19 protein-coding genes are annotated in these 15908 nt (G+C 61.1%); 13 read left to right on the forward strand and 6 right to left on the reverse strand.

What is annotated here, in order from left to right:
- Positions 1-136: 136 nt before the first annotated feature.
- Positions 137-493, forward strand: coding sequence for a chemotaxis protein CheY (cheY, locus tag QNM96_RS08930; protein WP_283835796.1), 357 nt, complete (start codon positions 137-139; stop codon positions 491-493).
- Positions 494-499: 6 nt separating this feature from the next.
- Positions 500-1708 (forward strand): chemotaxis protein CheC, encoded by a 1209-nt coding sequence (locus tag QNM96_RS08935; RefSeq protein ID WP_283835798.1) that lies wholly within the window; start codon positions 500-502, stop codon positions 1706-1708.
- A gap of 41 nt (positions 1709-1749) precedes the next feature.
- On the opposite strand, the gene QNM96_RS08940 is transcribed toward QNM96_RS08935, so the two are convergent.
- Positions 1750-2631, reverse strand: coding sequence for a CheF family chemotaxis protein (locus QNM96_RS08940; protein WP_283835799.1), 882 nt, complete (start codon positions 2629-2631; stop codon positions 1750-1752).
- 126 nt (positions 2632-2757) lie between these two features.
- Here QNM96_RS08940 and QNM96_RS08945 point away from each other — a divergent pair, with 126 nt between their 5' ends.
- Positions 2758-3195: a DUF5807 family protein gene (locus QNM96_RS08945; RefSeq protein WP_283835800.1), complete on the forward strand. Its 438-nt coding sequence runs from the start codon at positions 2758-2760 to the stop codon at positions 3193-3195.
- Between the two features lie 112 nt (positions 3196-3307).
- Complete coding sequence (locus QNM96_RS08950) at positions 3308-4000, forward strand: hypothetical protein (protein ID WP_283835801.1); 693 nt, start codon at positions 3308-3310, stop codon at positions 3998-4000.
- A gap of 30 nt (positions 4001-4030) precedes the next feature.
- Here QNM96_RS08950 and QNM96_RS08955 read toward each other — a convergent pair whose 3' ends face one another.
- Positions 4031-5239 carry a phosphohydrolase gene (locus tag QNM96_RS08955; protein ID WP_283835802.1) on the reverse strand — a complete coding sequence of 403 codons (1209 nt, stop codon included), beginning with the start codon at positions 5237-5239 and terminating at the stop codon, positions 4031-4033.
- Between the two features lie 218 nt (positions 5240-5457).
- Between QNM96_RS08955 and QNM96_RS08960 the strand changes: the two genes are divergently transcribed.
- The 4 genes from QNM96_RS08960 (at position 5458) to QNM96_RS08975 (ending at position 8902) form a co-directional block, all read left to right on the forward strand.
- Positions 5458-6384 carry a substrate-binding domain-containing protein gene (locus QNM96_RS08960; protein ID WP_283835803.1) on the forward strand — a complete coding sequence of 309 codons (927 nt, stop codon included), beginning with the start codon at positions 5458-5460 and terminating at the stop codon, positions 6382-6384.
- 167 nt (positions 6385-6551) lie between these two features.
- Complete coding sequence (locus QNM96_RS08965) at positions 6552-7262, forward strand: ABC transporter permease (RefSeq protein WP_283835805.1); 711 nt, start codon at positions 6552-6554, stop codon at positions 7260-7262.
- Positions 7259-8026 carry a phosphate ABC transporter ATP-binding protein gene (locus tag QNM96_RS08970; RefSeq protein WP_283836357.1) on the forward strand — a complete coding sequence of 256 codons (768 nt, stop codon included), beginning with the start codon at positions 7259-7261 and terminating at the stop codon, positions 8024-8026. Before QNM96_RS08965 ends, QNM96_RS08970 begins: the two co-directional genes overlap by 4 nt.
- A 99-nt stretch (positions 8027-8125) precedes the next feature.
- On the forward strand, positions 8126-8902 hold the full coding sequence (locus QNM96_RS08975) for a LysR family transcriptional regulator (RefSeq protein WP_283835806.1): 777 nt from the start codon (positions 8126-8128) through the stop codon (positions 8900-8902).
- Positions 8903-8929: 27 nt separating this feature from the next.
- Here the strand turns inward: QNM96_RS08975 and QNM96_RS08980 are convergent, their stop codons facing one another.
- Positions 8930-9406, reverse strand: coding sequence for a universal stress protein (locus tag QNM96_RS08980; protein WP_283835807.1), 477 nt, complete (start codon positions 9404-9406; stop codon positions 8930-8932).
- Positions 9407-9513: 107 nt separating this feature from the next.
- On the opposite strand from QNM96_RS08980, the gene QNM96_RS08985 reads away from it, so the two are divergent.
- Positions 9514-9972, forward strand: coding sequence for a universal stress protein (locus tag QNM96_RS08985; RefSeq protein ID WP_283835809.1), 459 nt, complete (start codon positions 9514-9516; stop codon positions 9970-9972).
- A gap of 264 nt (positions 9973-10236) precedes the next feature.
- A complete protein-coding gene (locus QNM96_RS08990) occupies positions 10237-10944 on the forward strand; it encodes a class I SAM-dependent methyltransferase (RefSeq protein WP_283835811.1) in 708 nt (235 codons plus the stop codon).
- Positions 10945-10991: 47 nt separating this feature from the next.
- Here the strand turns inward: QNM96_RS08990 and QNM96_RS08995 are convergent, their stop codons facing one another.
- Both QNM96_RS08995 and QNM96_RS09000 read right to left on the reverse strand, forming a co-directional pair.
- Complete coding sequence (locus tag QNM96_RS08995; RefSeq protein ID WP_283835813.1) at positions 10992-11558, reverse strand: GNAT family N-acetyltransferase; 567 nt, start codon at positions 11556-11558, stop codon at positions 10992-10994.
- A gap of 2 nt (positions 11559-11560) precedes the next feature.
- Positions 11561-11929 carry a universal stress protein gene (locus QNM96_RS09000; RefSeq protein WP_283835815.1) on the reverse strand — a complete coding sequence of 123 codons (369 nt, stop codon included), beginning with the start codon at positions 11927-11929 and terminating at the stop codon, positions 11561-11563.
- 182 nt (positions 11930-12111) lie between these two features.
- On the opposite strand from QNM96_RS09000, the gene QNM96_RS09005 reads away from it, so the two are divergent.
- The 3 genes from QNM96_RS09005 (at position 12112) to QNM96_RS09015 (ending at position 14939) form a co-directional block, all read left to right on the forward strand.
- On the forward strand, positions 12112-13527 hold the full coding sequence (locus QNM96_RS09005) for an ATP-binding protein (RefSeq protein ID WP_283835817.1): 1416 nt from the start codon (positions 12112-12114) through the stop codon (positions 13525-13527).
- A 93-nt stretch (positions 13528-13620) separates the two neighbouring features.
- Positions 13621-14109, forward strand: coding sequence for a DUF2237 domain-containing protein (locus QNM96_RS09010; protein WP_283835819.1), 489 nt, complete (start codon positions 13621-13623; stop codon positions 14107-14109).
- A 2-nt stretch (positions 14110-14111) separates the two neighbouring features.
- Positions 14112-14939 (forward strand): MBL fold metallo-hydrolase, encoded by an 828-nt coding sequence (locus QNM96_RS09015; protein WP_283835821.1) that lies wholly within the window; start codon positions 14112-14114, stop codon positions 14937-14939.
- A 30-nt stretch (positions 14940-14969) separates the two neighbouring features.
- Here the strand turns inward: QNM96_RS09015 and QNM96_RS09020 are convergent, their stop codons facing one another.
- Positions 14970-15827 (reverse strand): hypothetical protein, encoded by an 858-nt coding sequence (locus QNM96_RS09020; RefSeq protein ID WP_283835823.1) that lies wholly within the window; start codon positions 15825-15827, stop codon positions 14970-14972.
- Between the last annotated feature and the right edge of the window lie 81 nt (positions 15828-15908).

Genomic DNA, 15908 nt, shown 5'->3' on the forward strand with positions numbered 1-15908 from the left:
AATCTCCGCAATTGAGCGACGATTTCTTCGACCGAACCTCCTGAGCCCTGCTCGGAACTCGCGCTGGCGACCTTCCTCCAACCGGAACCGAGAGACGGCCAATTTTATTAAGTAAACTGAGTGTGTCGGACCGCGCATGGACGTATTAATTACGGACGATTCCGGATTCATGCGGGATCTTCTCAGGGAAATTCTCGAGGAGGAACACAACATCGTGGGGGAAGCCGAAAACGGCGTCGAAGCCGTCGAATTGTATCAACAGGAAGAGCCGGATATCGCTTTCATGGATATCGTCATGCCGATCAAAGACGGGATCGAGGCGACCGACGAGATCACCGATCTCGATCCTGATGCGACCATCGTCATGTGTACGAGCGTCGAGCAGGCCGAGCAGATGAAAGACTCGATCAAAGCCGGTGCGGACGGCTACATCACGAAACCGTTCCAGAAGGAAAGCGTGCTCGAGGAAGTCAACAGCATCACCGCCGGGTAATTTTTCATGGAAATCGATATTCAGGCCCTCGAGACGTACAACAAGCTCGCTCACGACGGCGCACAGTCGGCGGTCAAATCGCTGTCTCAGCTCACGGGGATCAACACTCGAGTCGAAGTGACCGACGTTTCGTTGATGTCGCCGTCTGATCTCCAGTACGAGTTCATTGGCAACGAGTACGCGGGTGTCAGCATCGATCTGACGGGAGAGATACAGGGAGAGACGGTCCTCGCGTTCGACGAGCAAGCGCGGACGGCGGTTACGGACGTGCTCGTTCCGGCCGACGACCCCGAGATGAAAAAGAGCAGCATCAAAGAGGTCGGCAACATCATGACCAGCGGCTTCATCGACGGCTGGGCAAATCACCTCAATACGAAGATCAAGAGTTCGCCGCCGACCTATATCGAAGGAACCGGGACGGACGTTCTCCCGCGGTCCGCGACGGAGGGTGACAGCCACCTGCTCGTCTTCCGAAGCCGAGTCGAAGCCTCCCGCGGCGGCGTGAACGAACCCGTCGACTTCCGAATCCTCCTCGTTCCCGATCAGGCATCGCTCGAGACGGCTCTTGAGCCCCGAACTGAGACGAGCATCTCTTTCGAGAAACTCGAGGTGTTCAACGAGATGACCAAGGAGGGAGCGGAGAAATCGGCCGACAACATCACCTCGATGACTGGCATCGAGACGAGCGTCAACATCAGTCGGCTGAGCCTCGTTCCGCTCGAGGACATTCCCGCCGAAGTCGGCAACAAACGCTACGTCGGGACCGTCATGGAGTTCGAGGGCAAACTCAGCGGCTACCTGATCATCCTCTTCGATCAGCCGTCGGGCCGTGCGGTCGTCGATTCGCTCGTGCCGATGGAAACCGAAGGCGAGTGGGGCGAGATGGAACAGGGTGCCTTACAGGAACTGGGTAACATCATGACCAGCGGCTTCATCGACGGCTGGGCGAACGTGTTAAACGCGGAGATCAAACACTCGCCGCCGAAGTTCGTCGCCGACATCGGGTCGTCGATCATGAGCCCGATCATCGCCCAGATCGCCCAGACCGACGACCACGCGTTCATGCTCGACTCGAGCATCGAAACCGACAGCGATCGGGTGTTCACCTGTCAGATGCTCGCCTTGCCACGTCGAGACGAACTCGAGGAGGCTTTGGACGAAATCTTGATCGAAAACTCCGGTAACACGAAAGTCGACCCTGACGACCTGTTCTGAAACTAGTGCTTTCGTCCGAGAAATCGACTGCTGCGCTTTTGTTAAGCGTTGACGTCTTCGATGCGTTGACTCACGACGATTCGACCCTGGGGTGTCAGCGAGAGCCCCTCGCCGTTCTCGACGACCAGTTGTTTGTTTCGAACCGAGTTCAAGACGTTCGTCACGTAGGCCGGATCGCCGTCTAACATGTTCGTAAAGTCGATGTCGCCACCCGTGGCGTGGACCCCGACCAACACGCGTTTTTCCGGATTGGTCAGTTCGATCTCTTCGACCTCTTCGCGAACCTCGTCGTACTCGAGCCTGAAGTATCGTGCCAGCAGATTCACGTACTGGCTCTTTGCGGGCGCGATCTGCGAGGTTTGGGTCATACCGGACTCCTGATCGGTGTGTTTGACGACCAGGGTCACTCGGTCGTCGCTGTCGCCGATCTGGTTCGTTCGGTCGATGTTCATCACCGTCGCGACGTCGATACTGAAGCCGCTGTTTTTCGTCCTGACTTCGACCTGCCTGTTTTTGATGTGAAGGGTTCCGAGAACGACGCTCGAGTCCGTTAGTCGGCCGCCGACCCGCGCCGGGTGTTTGACGGCGACTTTCCGGCCGTCGAGCAGGCAGCGAAACAGGATCCCGACAAATTTTTCAACCTTTTCGTCCGAGCTTTCGATGACCGCGCTTTGAGTGCCCTCATCCGTCCGGTAACCGATCGTTGCCGTGTCTCCGAAGAACCGTTTGACGTGCTGGGGAACCGTTCCCACGTTCACGTCGATAACTTTGGACAACGGGATCGTTTCCTTCGTTTTCCCCGTCGCAAGCACGACCCGTTTTTCGGTCATAATGATCCGCCCCTCGACCGGTTTGCCCGCGTTCTCACCACCGTTGCTCAAGATAAAGCGACCAGTGATATCCGCGACGACATCCTCGTCCATGGCAATTGCTACTGACTGGATTCTCTTAGCTTTTCGGACATTCTCGAGGCCCGATTGGACGGTCGCACGCGCGCTCGCTGGCGGTCAATGACGGCCTTTTTCCCACTCGAGACCCGTTGTCGAGCTATGAGTGATCCACGTGCGGAGTTTCTGGCGGGCGAGCGGCCCGACGACGTCGCGCTGTTTCTGGCCGAATCCTACGTCGAAGACGACAGGTTAGAACAGTTCGGCGAGGAGGTCGAAGGCGGCGTGTTGATTGTCGTCGACGGCGAAAGCGGGCGCAACGCGTTCAAGGCCGCGACCGGCACGGACGCGATGGCCTTCGCGAAATCGGCGATGGCGACCGAGAGCCCGATCGACGACGATCTCACGGACGGCGTTTGTCCCGACGCTGACGGTTCCGGCGATGAGACGAACGAGCACAGCGTTCAGTACATCTTCGCGTTCGCTGAAGAGCAAAACGAGGAGGTCGGCGGTGTGTACGCCGATGGGGATGTCGTCCACGCGTACGCGCAGTGTACCTGCGGAACGGCGTACTCGGACCGCTGGGTTGCCGAGCCGTAGTCGCTCCCGTTTTTTGTCGCCGTCCCAACGGTTTCTCTTTGCTCGAGGCGATATCCGCTTTTGAACCCTGATAAAGGACATATTTATCCGTCCTAGAGGGGTACGGCCGCCTATGAGTTCCTTCGAAACGCCACACGAGACCGACCGCGGATTCGGCATCTCGAGTCGCGAAGCTCGCGTGATCGGCGGGGCGAGCATCCTGATGGCGATCAACATCGCTCTGATGGCCGTCTTCGTCGAGACGCCCCTCGCGGTGGTCAACGACTACTTGTTTCAGGCACCCATCATCGGCGTGATCGTCTACGGCGCGGCGATCATGGTCGGTGAACTGATCGCCGAACGGGGCATCGAGGGCGGTGACTTCGGTATCGCGTTCGTCGGAATGGTGGTTTTGCAACTCGCGTTCGGCACGTTCGGCGCGGGCGTCCTCTCGTTCGCACCGTCGGAGAGTCAACTCGCGATTCTCGGCGTGACGGCGATCATCGTCGCGATCATGACCGCACTGATATCAGGATACGTCTACGCGCGTTCGAAGACCTTCGAGAGTTGGGGATCGTACGCCAACTACTCGTTCATCGGCGGCGTGATCGCCATCGGTATCGGGACGTTCTTCGCGCCGGTCCTGCCGGTCGGGTTCGTCCTGATCTTCCTCGGGTTCATCTTGCGGCTCGGTTGGGAGATCTGGCGGATTCGAGACAAGCGAAACATGTCCGTCGGTCTGCAGACTATCGGCGTCTACATCGCCGTCGCCGGCGTCTTCGTCCACGTCCTGCAGCTCGTTATCCGCTTTTTCGCTCGAGAATAGTCGATAAATTCGACCGGTGCGTTCTCCTTCTTACTCGTCTGCTTCGTCCGCTTCGCTCGCTTCGTCCTCGACGACGGCACCGAACGCGTCCAAGATTACCTGCTTCGCGACGGATCCTCGAGTCGTCCAGTGGTTGGCGTAGTCGAGCATGTCGTCGTAGATGTCGGGCTTACAGCCCGCGGCCTTGGGGTGACCGCCGCCATTTACCTTCCCGGCGACCTCGTGACACAGATCGAATTCGTCGGTCCCTCGGATCGAGGCCGAGCCGGCGGGTTTGACGACGATGGAGGCGTCGGCTCCCTGCTCACGCATGGCTTCGGCGACCTCGTTTTGCGAGCACCGGCCGTAGGTGATCCCGACGGTGTAGTCGCCGACTTCCCGGAGCTCCGAGCGGGCGACGGCTCGGTCGATCAGGGCCTCTTTCTCGACTCGACGTTCGGCGATGTACTCTTCGACCCACTCGGGGAAGTCCGCGCCGTACTCGCGGACGACTTCGACGTACTCCGCTGGGTCGGTCCAGTAGGCGTAATCGGCGAGGTCGTCGCTTCGGGGATCCTCCCGAAGCCAGAGGTCGTGATCCCGCGTCACCGCGGCAAGTTCCTCGAACTTCTCGTCGAAGTCGTACTCGAGCGAACGGTAGACGACGTCCGCCGTGCACTCCTCGTCCGAATCGCCGACGACGAGTGTCACGCCAGCGTCCCGAACCGACGCCGCAACGTTGTCGTCCCACTGGTGGTGATCGTACCACTCGACGCTTCCTGCAGTCTCTTTGGCCGCCTCGAGTTCGTCCTCGACGTACTCGTATCGGTCCGGACAGAGGTCACAGACGTAGAGGTCGATCCCGTCTTTTCCGTGGTCGGCAACCTGCTGGAGCGAGTCCTCGAGATTGTGCGGGCTTCCCGGAACGAGCGCGACGCTGTGGGGCGTCGGTTCGGGCTCCTCGAGAAGGTCGTCCTCCGCGTCGAGATCTGGTTCGTCGTCGGCCGCTCCCTCGCCGTCCTCCGTTGGCTCCGGAATATTTTGAACGTCGCCGTACACCTCGCGCAACAGCGCGACGCAGGCGAGGCCGTCCGCGTCGGGGTCGGCGACGACGGCGACATCCGCACCTTCGAGGGCGGATTTGGCTTCCTGTTCCTCGAGGTCCTCCTCGAGGGTGTCGGGCATAAAAAAGCCCGTCCCCGGCAGGACGGACTTGCGAGCGAGCGATAACTCGCCGCTCTCGATAATATCTTCGTACATACCGTCAGTTGAGAGACGCTATGGGAAGAACCCGCCGGTATCGATGCTCGAGCGGACCGGCCCAGCAACCCCTTCATTTGGGAGCGGTTTCGGGCGTCTCGCTTGTAACTACTTCCAGTTTCGATTCTCGAATTCGGATTACATATCGGCGCTCGATAACCTAATTTAGTTACGTCCTTGCCCATACCTTTTTCAGGAACGCGTTCTTCGTGGTATCTATGTCGATACAACGACGAGCGTTTCTCGCTACTGTGGGGAGTAGCGCCGGCGTCGGGCTCGCCGGCTGTCTCAGCGGGGACGACCAGGGCGGGGAAGCGGGGATCAGCGGCACGACGCTGACGCTCACGACGACGACGAGCACCTACGACACGGGCTTGCTCGACGAGATCAACCTCCCGTTCGAGGAACGCTACGGCGTCACCGTCGACACCGTTTCCCAGGGGACGGGTGCGGCCCTCGAAACCGCCCGATCCGGCGACTCGGACGTCGTGATGGTCCACGCCCGATCGCAGGAAGACGAGTTCCTCCAGGACGGCTACGGCATGAACCGACGCGATATCATGTTTAACGACTTCGTCGTCGTCGGGGATTCCGACGACCCGGCGGGGATCGGCGGGGGCGAAGACGCGGTCGAGGCTTTCCAAGCGATCGCCGACTCCGAGGAACTGTTCGTTTCGCGCGGAGACAACTCCGGAACGCACACGAAGGAACTCGAGCTCTGGGACGAGGCGGGGGTCGCCGTCGAAGAATCCGGCGACTGGTACGTAGACGGCGGCGGCGGGATGGGAGAGATACTGACCGAAGCCGACATGCAAGGCGGGTACACGCTCGCCGATCGGGGGACCTACATTTCGATGCAAGGCGATATCGCCCTCGAGATTCACGTCGAGGGGCCGATCGAGGACGGCCCCGAGTTGCTCGCGAACCCCTACGGGATCGTCGCCGTCAATCCCGAGGTACACGACAACGTCGAGTACGATCTGGCGATGGCCTACATCGGCTACATCACGAGTCCCGAGGCCCAGGAGATCATCGAAGAGTACACCATCGAGGACGAGCGGTTGTTCTTCCCCGAGGCGCTCTCGGAGGATCCGAACTTCCAGCAATACGTTCCCGAAGAGTGGACCGGAGGCGACGGTGAGTAGCTGTCGGGTTGCTGTGCGATGATGATCGCGCGTATCTCGCGCTTCGAGGAATCGCGACGCCGGGCTGAGAAACGTCTGTTAGCCGCGTCCGCGACGGCGCTCCGTTTCGAACACTACTTCCCGACGGAGTCGAGCTATTCGGACACGAGAACACCGGTGCGTTCGCCATGATATCCGACACCTTGCTCCCCCTCGTGGCCGCGTTTCCCTTCGAGTGGACCTACGTTCGGAGCATCATCGAGGTCTCGCTGTACGTAAGCCTCACCGCCGTTTTCCTCAGCACGATCGTGAGCGTCCCGATCGCGTTGCTCGTCGGATTCAGGGACTTTCGCGGCAAGAACTTCCTCACGTCGATCATCACGACCGGGATGGGATTCCCCAGCGTCGTCGTAGGACTGGTCGTGCTCTTTGCGGTCTCGAACGAGGGACCGCTCGGTTCGTTCGATCTCGTCTTCACGACGGAAGCGATGATCCTTTCCCAGATCGTCCTCGCGGTACCGGTTATCACCGGCGTGAGCCTGGCCGCAGTCTCGAGCGTCGAACAGCAGGTCAGGGACGCGGCGTTCGCGATGGGCGGCACGCGCTATGACGTCGCGCTCGTGACGATCAAGGAAGCTCGGTACGGGCTCGCGACCGCAGTTCTCGCGGGTTTCGGACGGGCGATCAGCGAGGTCGGCGGCGTCCTCATCGTCGGCGGCAACATCGCGGGCGCGGACGGCGAATCCGTCACCCGAACGCTGACGACGGCGATCCAACTCGAGGCCAGGCAGGGCCGCTTCGAGACGGCGATGATCCTCGGCGCGATCCTCGTCGCGCTCGTCCTGCTCGTAAACGCGATCGTGGTTCGCCTCGGCGACGACGGGGGTGGGTACCGCTGACTCTTCGAACCGTCGGCGTCGAGCACGGCTACGACGGCGAGGCAATCCTCGAGGACGTGTCGCTCGACGTTCCACCCGGTGAAATCGTCGCGATCATTGGCCCCTCCGGCGTCGGGAAGACGACGCTCCTGCGCTTGCTCGCGATGTTCGAGCGGCCCCTCGGCGGCTCGCTCGAGTACGGCGGCACCGACGTGTGGGACGCATCTGAACAACGCCGACTCGAGTACAGACGCGATATCGGGATGGTGTTCCAGGAGGCGAGCCTCTTTGACGCGAACGTCCGGCGGAACGCCGAGTACGGCCTCCACATTCGCAGGTCGTGGCGAGACCGGCTCCGTCGCGAGTTCGCGGACCTCCTCGGGCTCCGAAACGGGACGAGCCCGGCGATGGAGGCGCTCGAGGTCGTCGGCCTCGAGGAGAAACTCGAGCAACACGCCGAGTCGCTCTCGGGCGGCGAAGCCCAGCGGGTGGCGTTCGCCCGCGCGCTCGCGTACGAACCCGATTTCCTCCTGCTCGACGAGCCGACGTCTGACCTCGACCCCCGAAACACCGCGGTGATCGAGGAGGCGGTCCGCGAGGCCGGAGATCGCGGTATCGGCGTCGCGATTGCGACCCACGACATGAACCAGGCCGAGCGGATCGCCGATCGAGTCGCCGTCATTCTCGGCGACGGAATCATCGAGGTCGGCGAGACCGAGACGATTTTCGAGGATCCGTCGGACCAGCGCACACAGAAATTTATTGATGGCGAGTTGATTTATTGAAAGACGAACTCGGCCCGACCAGGTTTGGCGGAGCCGCGAGAACCGACGGCTCATCGAACGACTCACCGACGAACGACTCACCGACGACCGAATACACCGATGACACTCGAGAAAGAGTACAAGACGGAACTGGCCGTAGACGGCAAAACGATCGACCGGCGCGACATCGAGATGCTCGAGGCGATCGACGAGCACGGCTCGATGCACGCGGCCGCCGACGCCCTCGGGCGATCGTACGCCCGGCTTCAGGGCCGGGTCGTCGAACTCGAGGAGTCGCTCGGCGACCTCACGGAGCGACGCCGCGGCGGCAAAGGCGGCGGCGGGACCGACCTCACCCAAACCGCACTCGAGGTCTGCCAGCAGTTCGAGCGCCACCAGACGGAACTCGACGGCGTCGCTCGAGCGACCGAATCGGTGTTTCCGGGAACGGTTCGAGAGCGGACGGGAGCCCTCGGCACCGTCGAGACGGCCGTCGGCCCCGTCGTGGCGCTCGTTCCGGAGGGGACGACCGACGTCCAGGTCGGCGTTCGATCCGACGCTGTCGTCCTCTCCGACCTCGAGGAATCCCCTGCGGGCGGGGAGACGAGTTTCCGCAACCAGTTCACCGGGACGGTTTCCTCGGTCGACGCGAGCGACGGGATCGCGAGGGTTACGCTCGCGCTCGAACGGGCTCGTGATTCGGCGCTCGACTCAGACGCCGCGGACGACTCCAGTGATCCGTTCGAACTCGAAACCATCGTTACGCAGACGAGCGTCGACACGTTGGATATCGACCCCGGAACGCGAATGCGCGCCTCATTTAAAGCGACGGCCGCTCGAGCGATTCCGAGAGCTGTCGCCCCGTCTAGCGGTGGCCAGCCTGATCAGCTGGATTGAAAACGAACTATCGGCTTCGCCGCAGAATCAGGTGTTGACGGCGTCTTTTGCGGCCGAACCGCCACTCGAGGGATCCTCTGAGGGCTCGAGCTGTCGAACCGTGAGCACGGGAACGGGCGAGGTTCGGACGACGCGCTCGGCGACGCTTCCAAGAAGCAGACGGTTCTCGCCGTGGCGACCGCGCGTTCCGGTTACGACGAGGTCGGCGTCGATGTCGCGCGCGTACGAACATATTTCTGCGGCGGGACGGCCGTCGCGAACGTCGGTCGTGAGCTCGAGGTTCGAGCGCTCTTCGACGGTGGCGAGTGCGGCGTCAGCGTGGGTCTCGAGGGCCGTCTCGAGTTCCTCGCGAAGCTGTTCGGGCGAAGCGTCGACTTCGCCGACGTCGATGACTGAGAGGGCGTGGACCGTCGCGTCGAAGCGATTCGCAAGGTCGATCCCGACGTCGACGGCACGTTTCACGCTCTCGGAGCCGTCAGTTGCGACGACGACCGTTTCGAACATACGGAGACATTACGGCCGTGTCGATATAAACGTACAGCAGAAGCGGAGGCGGCAACGCACGGGAAATAGGAGGGGGCTTTTTGAAGTCCGGGTACGCACTCACGAGTATGGACGCCAGCGATCCCGTCACCGTCGATACCGTCCTCGCCCCGGTCGACGGCAGTGTCGAGTCGGCTACCGCTTCCGAGTACGCCGTCGCCGTCGCCGATCGATACGACGCGTCGGTCCACACGCTGTACGTGCTGGGACGTGGCGTCGTCCGCGGCATGGACGCCGGAACCGTCGATGAGTCCGATATCGCAGAAAGCACACAGGACTTTCTCGAGGATATCGGCCAACTCGCCGCCGACTCCGACGTCCAGTTCTCACGGTCGGTGACACACGGCTTTTCACAAATCCAGAAGACGCGCCACCCGGGCAGTGCCGTCCTCGATGCAGCCGACGAAATCGGTGCGGACTTCATCGTCCTCCCGCGGGAGTCAGTCACCGATTCGGATGCTGATATCCTCGAGAAAGCGGCCGAATACGTGCTCGCGTACGCGAGTCAACCCGTGTTATCTGTCTGAATTCGTGTTGTCTGTCTAAATTATATTTCGACTTCGTTGGGACGCCTGATTGATCCGCGGTGCGCCTGCGCGTCGATTGAAGTCAACGCTACCTGTTCAATGCGCTCGAGCCTCACTCTGTCCATAATTGGTGGTAATATAACTATATCCAAAACATACAAAAGCTTGCAAACTGAAACAGTAAGCAAGAAGTAAGTTAATTCTCAGTGGTAACTATTTTCTGGTAGCTCCAGCTATCTACAGTCGTCGGAGGAGCATATCAAAATGAGTGACTCACTGTATGATGGCACTATTGATTGGACGAGATACTGGGAAGATGCCGATAGGAACGACCGCAAAGATGCGAGTGCAAGCGCTGACCTAATCGTCGGGCCGCTTCGTGAGTTTTTCGAACAGCGTGGTGTCCCAGGTTCGTACGCAGATGTCGGCTGTGGACCGGGAGCGGCAGTCTTTGAAACTGCAGAGTGGTATCCGGAGACAACCGTCGTCGGATACGATTCGGCCGAACCGATTCTCGAAGAAAACCGCGAAAAAGCACACCGGGGGTTGCGTGGAAACATCTCCTTCGAACGGACCGTTCTCCCCGAGTTCGATCCCGATCAGCAGTTCGACGTTATTTCTGCGTTTTACACGCTCTGTTACGTTGATGAGGTAGATCAGGCACTGGTGAATTTATTCGATGCGGTCGCACCTGGCGGCTATCTTCTCTTCACGTATCACAACCGATACGCACAGTCGATATTCGAGTCCATTGCTGAGTCGCCTCACGAGTATCTGGACGAGACTTCGCCCTGGGATCCGGACCATTTCGCTGATCGATTCGAACTCCTTCTTGCTGGCGAGAATCTATTGTCCTACCGACGAATACACGACGTTCTTGAAACGTGGCCCCAGAGTATCTGGTCAATCGCCGGAAAAGCAGACCGTTACGACGCCTGGCGGCAAAACCCGCTTGTGTTTGTTCCGAAGTGATTTTTGCGGCGTTCGTGGAACGTGATGTTTGGCAAACGGACCACCGCTCACTCGAGTCGGATCGTCATCTCCTGTTCGAAGCTCTCGCTTCCCGTCTGATCGAACCCGACCCGTTCGTAGAGTGCGATCGCTGGGCCGTTCCACCGTTCGACGGTGAGCCAGACCCGTCCGATCCCGACATCGCTCGCGTGGCCCAGCAGGTGCTCGAGCAACTGGGTACCGATTCCCGCTCGCTGGTAGTCCTGCAGGACGAAAATAGCGAGTTCCCACTCGATATCGGCGGGATCGTCGACGTCAGCGGGGTCGTCTGCGTCCGGGACGAGCGTCGCGTGACCGACGGCGTCGCCGTCGTGGCTGGCGATGACGTTCACCCCGATGTCGACGATGGACTCAAGCCAGTTGCGAATCCGCTCCTCGCCCGTCGGTGGGATACCCTGTGCGCGGTCGACTGGGTCGAACGCATCGTACATTCCAACCAGGTTCTCGAGCACCTCGTCGTCGACTTCGCCCGGAGCCCGGAGGTCGATCGTCCGTCCGTCGCCGTCTTCGAACGAACCGGGCGGCTTCGGAAACGGCCCGGAGGGTTCGTCCGAATACTCTCGTGTTCGTTCCATCGTTATCGAACCAGTTTGACAGTCGTCGGTGCGTTCAACAGGACGAACTCGGCGATCGGACCGAGTCTGATCTTCCCCATCGGGCTGACGGTTCCGCCCCCGATGACCAGCTGATCGAACTCGCCTTGTTCCGAAAAGTTGACGAGCGCGCTTCCGGGATCGCCCTCGAGGGTCTTGACCTCCGTCTCGATGCCGGCCTCGGTGAGGAGCTTCGTCGCCTGTTCGCGCATCTCTTCTTGGGATCGCTTGGACTCGGGTTTGTCGACGACAACGACGGTGAGGTCATCGCCGACGTCCGACGTTCGCTCGATCGTTCGCCGAAGCGTTTTTATCGACTCGTCGCTCCCGGCGAGACCCAGCAGTACCTTCATGCTTCCGTGTGTGTGCCGACGGACGAAAATGATTGTGCCCGGACGCTCGCGCTGACACGCACTTGGTGAGATCGTCCACCGTCAAGGAGATAGGCTAAACTGTGCATGGGACTCTCAGACGCATATCGCACAACATGTGCGTGACGACGGCGTTAAGACCGTGTGGCCAATAGGCTCACGGAATGAGTGATGCGGCGCTCGATGTCGTCGAGTTCTTGCTCACGACGAGCGTATATTCAGACGACAGATCGCTAGACGAGAACGACTTGCAACCCGACGTCCGGCAGGTGTTCTGGACCAGCGGCTCGGGGGACGAGGACGAACAGAGCGGTAATCGACAGGGTGGAATCACCCGTCCGCTGTCGGCGACCAACCAGACGATTCGCGAGGCGACCGGCGTGGAGGCTCCGTGGAACGCTGTCGGCGATCTCATGTTCACCGATCGCGACGAGTTCTCCGGAACCGTCTCGCTCACCCAGCAGGACATGGCCGAGGACTGGTTCGCCGAACGCGCGAGCGACGAGCGGGTTCTCGAGAATCCGACCCTCGCAAAGCACTTCGAGGACCACGAGGGCCTCGACGTAGACCACGAGGAGGCGCGGGATCGAAATCGCCCGATTCAGGCCGATCGGGTCTGGATCGACGGCCTGCTCGAGGAGTACTTCGACGAGGAAGAGGACGATGACATGCTCGACCTCGTCGAGATCCGCGCGCCCGAAGAGGTCGATATCACGCTTGACGACCTGGTGTTGACCGGGAGTCAGGAGGACGAGATCGACAAGATCGCGAAGGCCATCGAACATCGCGATTACCTCGCGAATATCGGCCTCCGCGAGATCGGCAAGCTCCTGTTCGTCGGGCCGCCGGGGACGGGGAAAACGTCGACGGCACAAGCGCTGGCTCGGGACATGGACTTGCCGTTCGTCGAGGTCAAACTCTCGATGATCACGAGCCAGTACTTGGGTGAGACGGCTAAAAACGTCGACAAGACCTTCGAGGTCGCAAAGCGACTCTCGCCGTGTATCCTCTTTATCGACGAGTTCGACTCCGTCGCGAAGACTCGTCGGAGCGACGAACACGCGGCGCTCAAGCGCGCGGTCAACACGCTCTTGAAGAGCATCGACAACATCTCGCTGATTCAGGACGACGTATTGTTGATCGGGGCGACGAACCACCCCGACCAGCTCGACGCGGCGGCGTGGCGGCGCTTCGATGAAATCGTCAACTTCCCGAAGCCCGACTCCGGAATGCGCTCGGACATCCTGCAAGTGATCACGAGCACGATGGATATCGAGGAGTTCGACCCGGGCGTCATCGCTGAGGCGACCGAAGGGCTCACCGGAAGTGACCTCCGGATGGTGCTTCGCGAAGCCGTTCTCGAGGCGCTAACCGAGAATCGCCGTGATCTCACCCAGACGGACCTCCTCAACGCCGTCGAGGAGTTCGAAGAGCGCGACAACTTGAAGAACATGGACATGATCGACGGCGACCACGACGCGCTGGTTGCCGGCGGCGACGTGGGCGGTGGCGATAGTGGTAACTCACACGATCACGATCATGACCACGATCACGCACACGACCACAGCCACGACGATTAGTGTGGGTTCGTCTGATTCGGCCAGCCGGGCACGTTGACTCCCGCGCAACCGCTGACGCCACTCTTTTCGTCCCCCCGTTCGATAGCTGTACGTATGTCCACTGATCGGAACGTCTACGGAACCGAACTCCAGCCCTGTAGCACCGATCCGGAGACCGGCTTTCTCCGCGACGGCTGTTGTCAGCGCGTCGAGGGCGACCGCGGTCGGCACGAACTCTGTGCCGTGATGACCGAGGAGTTTCTCTCCTTCAGTAAGGCGCAGGGAAACGACCTCACGACGCCCAAACCACAGTTCGAGTTCCCCGGCCTCGAATCCGGCGATCGTTGGTGTCTCTGTCTCGGCCGCTGGCTCGAGGCCGAAGAGGCCGGCCACGCACCGCCGGTGATCCTCGAGGCGACCAACGAGGCTGTCCTTCGCGACATCGAACCCGACCTGTTGCGCGAGCACGAACACGAACGCGAGAGCGGTAGCGCCTGGAGAACCGGTGATCGAGGATCGGTCGAGAACGACCGAGACAATTCCACCGACGACGGCCGAGGAAGTACCGACGACGAACGCGGGACTATCGACGGCGAGACGTGACGATGCGAATCACGCTACTCGGAACCGGCGATACGACGGGAACGCCGACCGTCGGATGTGACTGTGATACCTGTGAGGCCGCTCGAGACCGCGATGTCGAACGCACCCGGTTTTCGGTCCACGTCGAGAACGAACGGACGAACGAGTCGCTCCTGATCGATTTCAGCCCGGACTTTCGGTACCAGTTTTTGCGCGAGGACGTTCCGTTGCCCGACGCTGCGATCATCACGCACATCCACTTCGACCACCTCGACGGATTGGGCAACGTCTTTCGAGTGCTCGACGAACTCGATGTCTACGCGGCGGACGAGACCGATCCCGAGACGGGAAAGAGCGTCGCCGAAACCGTCGACAGCGATTACGACTATCTCGACCCGGTGACGGTCCATCCGACGACGCCGCTCGAGCCGGTTCGCATCTGTGGCTTCGACGTGACGCTCGTCCCCGTTTTACACCCGCCGCTAGTCTGTTACGGCCTGGCGATCGAGGACCCCGAGACGGGCGCGAAGCTCTCGATTTCGGGCGACACGAGCTACGCCGTCCCCGACGATTCTCGAGCGGTGCTCGCCGACCCTGATCTCCTGCTCGCCGATGGAATCGTTCCGGCACACCTCTGTGAGTTTCACCCCATCGGCGGCCGCCACGAAAATTCCGACGGTGTCCCCCGGACGTTCGGAACGAAACACATGACTCGAGAGGGAGCGCTCGAGTTGGCCGACGAATTGAATGCCGACGAGACGCGGCTAGTACACATCGCCCATTACTATCCGGCCGAGGAGGCGTTCGAGGAACCGTTGGCGCTCGACGGCGAGCAATACGTCCTCGAGTAGTGGGGCCCAAGAAGTCGTCGCCAAACGGGCTTAGAGCCCGCGTCGGGCTGCTTCGCCGCGAACCGTCCACGTGAATACGTCGCCGAGTTCGCTCAGCGGTCGGTCGCTTCGAAGCTCCAGCAGGCCTTTTGCGGCCAGGGAACTCGAGGTATCCGCCTCGAGCGAGACTGTTACGGTTTCGTCGTCGCGTTCGGCGGCGATCGTTCCCTCGCCTGCCGGCCAGTACTGTTCGTAGCCGGCCGCCCACCCGCTGTCAAGTTCGGTCGAGAACCCCATCTCGCAGACGCCGCCGTCGGGTGCGATCGGTCGTTCCGGGAGCACCGACCGAATCTCGATAGCCGAGTCGACGACGAGTTCGTGCTCGAGCCGTCGAAGCCGCAACTGCTCGAGACGAGCGCTCTCGACGTGACACAGCGAGTACAGACGTACGCCGTAGCAGTACGAGCCGTCGACGCGATCCGAGGCCTTCTCGAGAGACAGCGAGTTCTGGACGTCGACGCCGCTCGCGTCGCTTCCCTCGATATCACCGGTTTCAGTGCTCGAGTCCGCCTCGTCGCTCCAGATCCTGTATCGTTCATTCCACGCGTCGATCATCGTGAGGTTGGCGATGTGACTGCCCGATCGCAACCGATCCGGGTCAGGTTCGCAGCGCTGAAACGAGCCGTCGGGGCGGTCGGGTTCGTGGTCGTCGGGGGCGGGTTCGGGTGGATTCTCGTCGACGTCGAACTCCTCTCCGACGGTCAGCGTTCGCTTGAGGTTGACATCCTCGCGCACTTCGGAGAGGGCTCGGTAGCCGGAGACGGTCCCGATGCCCGCGAGACCGACGACGCCGGCACCCAGGAAATGTCGTCTTCGGAGGGGCGAAGAATCGTCGTCTTCGAAAGGCATGCGTCGATACTATCAACGAAAATACTAATACCTATCGTCGGTCGGCGACCGCGACGTCCGCGTCGGCGTCCGAGAACGATC

Origin of the sequence: Halostagnicola sp. A-GB9-2, from assembly GCF_030068615.1 — an archaeon.
GTDB lineage: Archaea > Halobacteriota > Halobacteria > Halobacteriales > Natrialbaceae > Halostagnicola.

Coding starts and splice junctions, on each gene's coding strand:
- cheY (WP_283835796.1), top strand. CDS start 137: ATGGACGTATTAATTACGGACGATTCCGGATTCATGCGGGATCTTCTC.
- QNM96_RS08935 (WP_283835798.1), top strand. CDS start 500: ATGGAAATCGATATTCAGGCCCTCGAGACGTACAACAAGCTCGCTCAC.
- QNM96_RS08940 (WP_283835799.1), bottom strand. CDS start 2,631: ATGGACGAGGATGTCGTCGCGGATATCACTGGTCGCTTTATCTTGAGC.
- QNM96_RS08945 (WP_283835800.1), top strand. CDS start 2,758: ATGAGTGATCCACGTGCGGAGTTTCTGGCGGGCGAGCGGCCCGACGAC.
- QNM96_RS08950 (WP_283835801.1), top strand. CDS start 3,308: ATGAGTTCCTTCGAAACGCCACACGAGACCGACCGCGGATTCGGCATC.
- QNM96_RS08955 (WP_283835802.1), bottom strand. CDS start 5,239: ATGTACGAAGATATTATCGAGAGCGGCGAGTTATCGCTCGCTCGCAAG.
- QNM96_RS08960 (WP_283835803.1), top strand. CDS start 5,458: ATGTCGATACAACGACGAGCGTTTCTCGCTACTGTGGGGAGTAGCGCC.
- QNM96_RS08965 (WP_283835805.1), top strand. CDS start 6,552: ATGATATCCGACACCTTGCTCCCCCTCGTGGCCGCGTTTCCCTTCGAG.
- QNM96_RS08975 (WP_283835806.1), top strand. CDS start 8,126: ATGACACTCGAGAAAGAGTACAAGACGGAACTGGCCGTAGACGGCAAA.
- QNM96_RS08980 (WP_283835807.1), bottom strand. CDS start 9,406: ATGTTCGAAACGGTCGTCGTCGCAACTGACGGCTCCGAGAGCGTGAAA.
- QNM96_RS08985 (WP_283835809.1), top strand. CDS start 9,514: ATGGACGCCAGCGATCCCGTCACCGTCGATACCGTCCTCGCCCCGGTC.
- QNM96_RS08990 (WP_283835811.1), top strand. CDS start 10,237: ATGAGTGACTCACTGTATGATGGCACTATTGATTGGACGAGATACTGG.
- QNM96_RS08995 (WP_283835813.1), bottom strand. CDS start 11,558: ATGGAACGAACACGAGAGTATTCGGACGAACCCTCCGGGCCGTTTCCG.
- QNM96_RS09000 (WP_283835815.1), bottom strand. CDS start 11,929: ATGAAGGTACTGCTGGGTCTCGCCGGGAGCGACGAGTCGATAAAAACG.
- QNM96_RS09005 (WP_283835817.1), top strand. CDS start 12,112: ATGAGTGATGCGGCGCTCGATGTCGTCGAGTTCTTGCTCACGACGAGC.
- QNM96_RS09010 (WP_283835819.1), top strand. CDS start 13,621: ATGTCCACTGATCGGAACGTCTACGGAACCGAACTCCAGCCCTGTAGC.
- QNM96_RS09015 (WP_283835821.1), top strand. CDS start 14,112: ATGCGAATCACGCTACTCGGAACCGGCGATACGACGGGAACGCCGACC.
- QNM96_RS09020 (WP_283835823.1), bottom strand. CDS start 15,827: ATGCCTTTCGAAGACGACGATTCTTCGCCCCTCCGAAGACGACATTTC.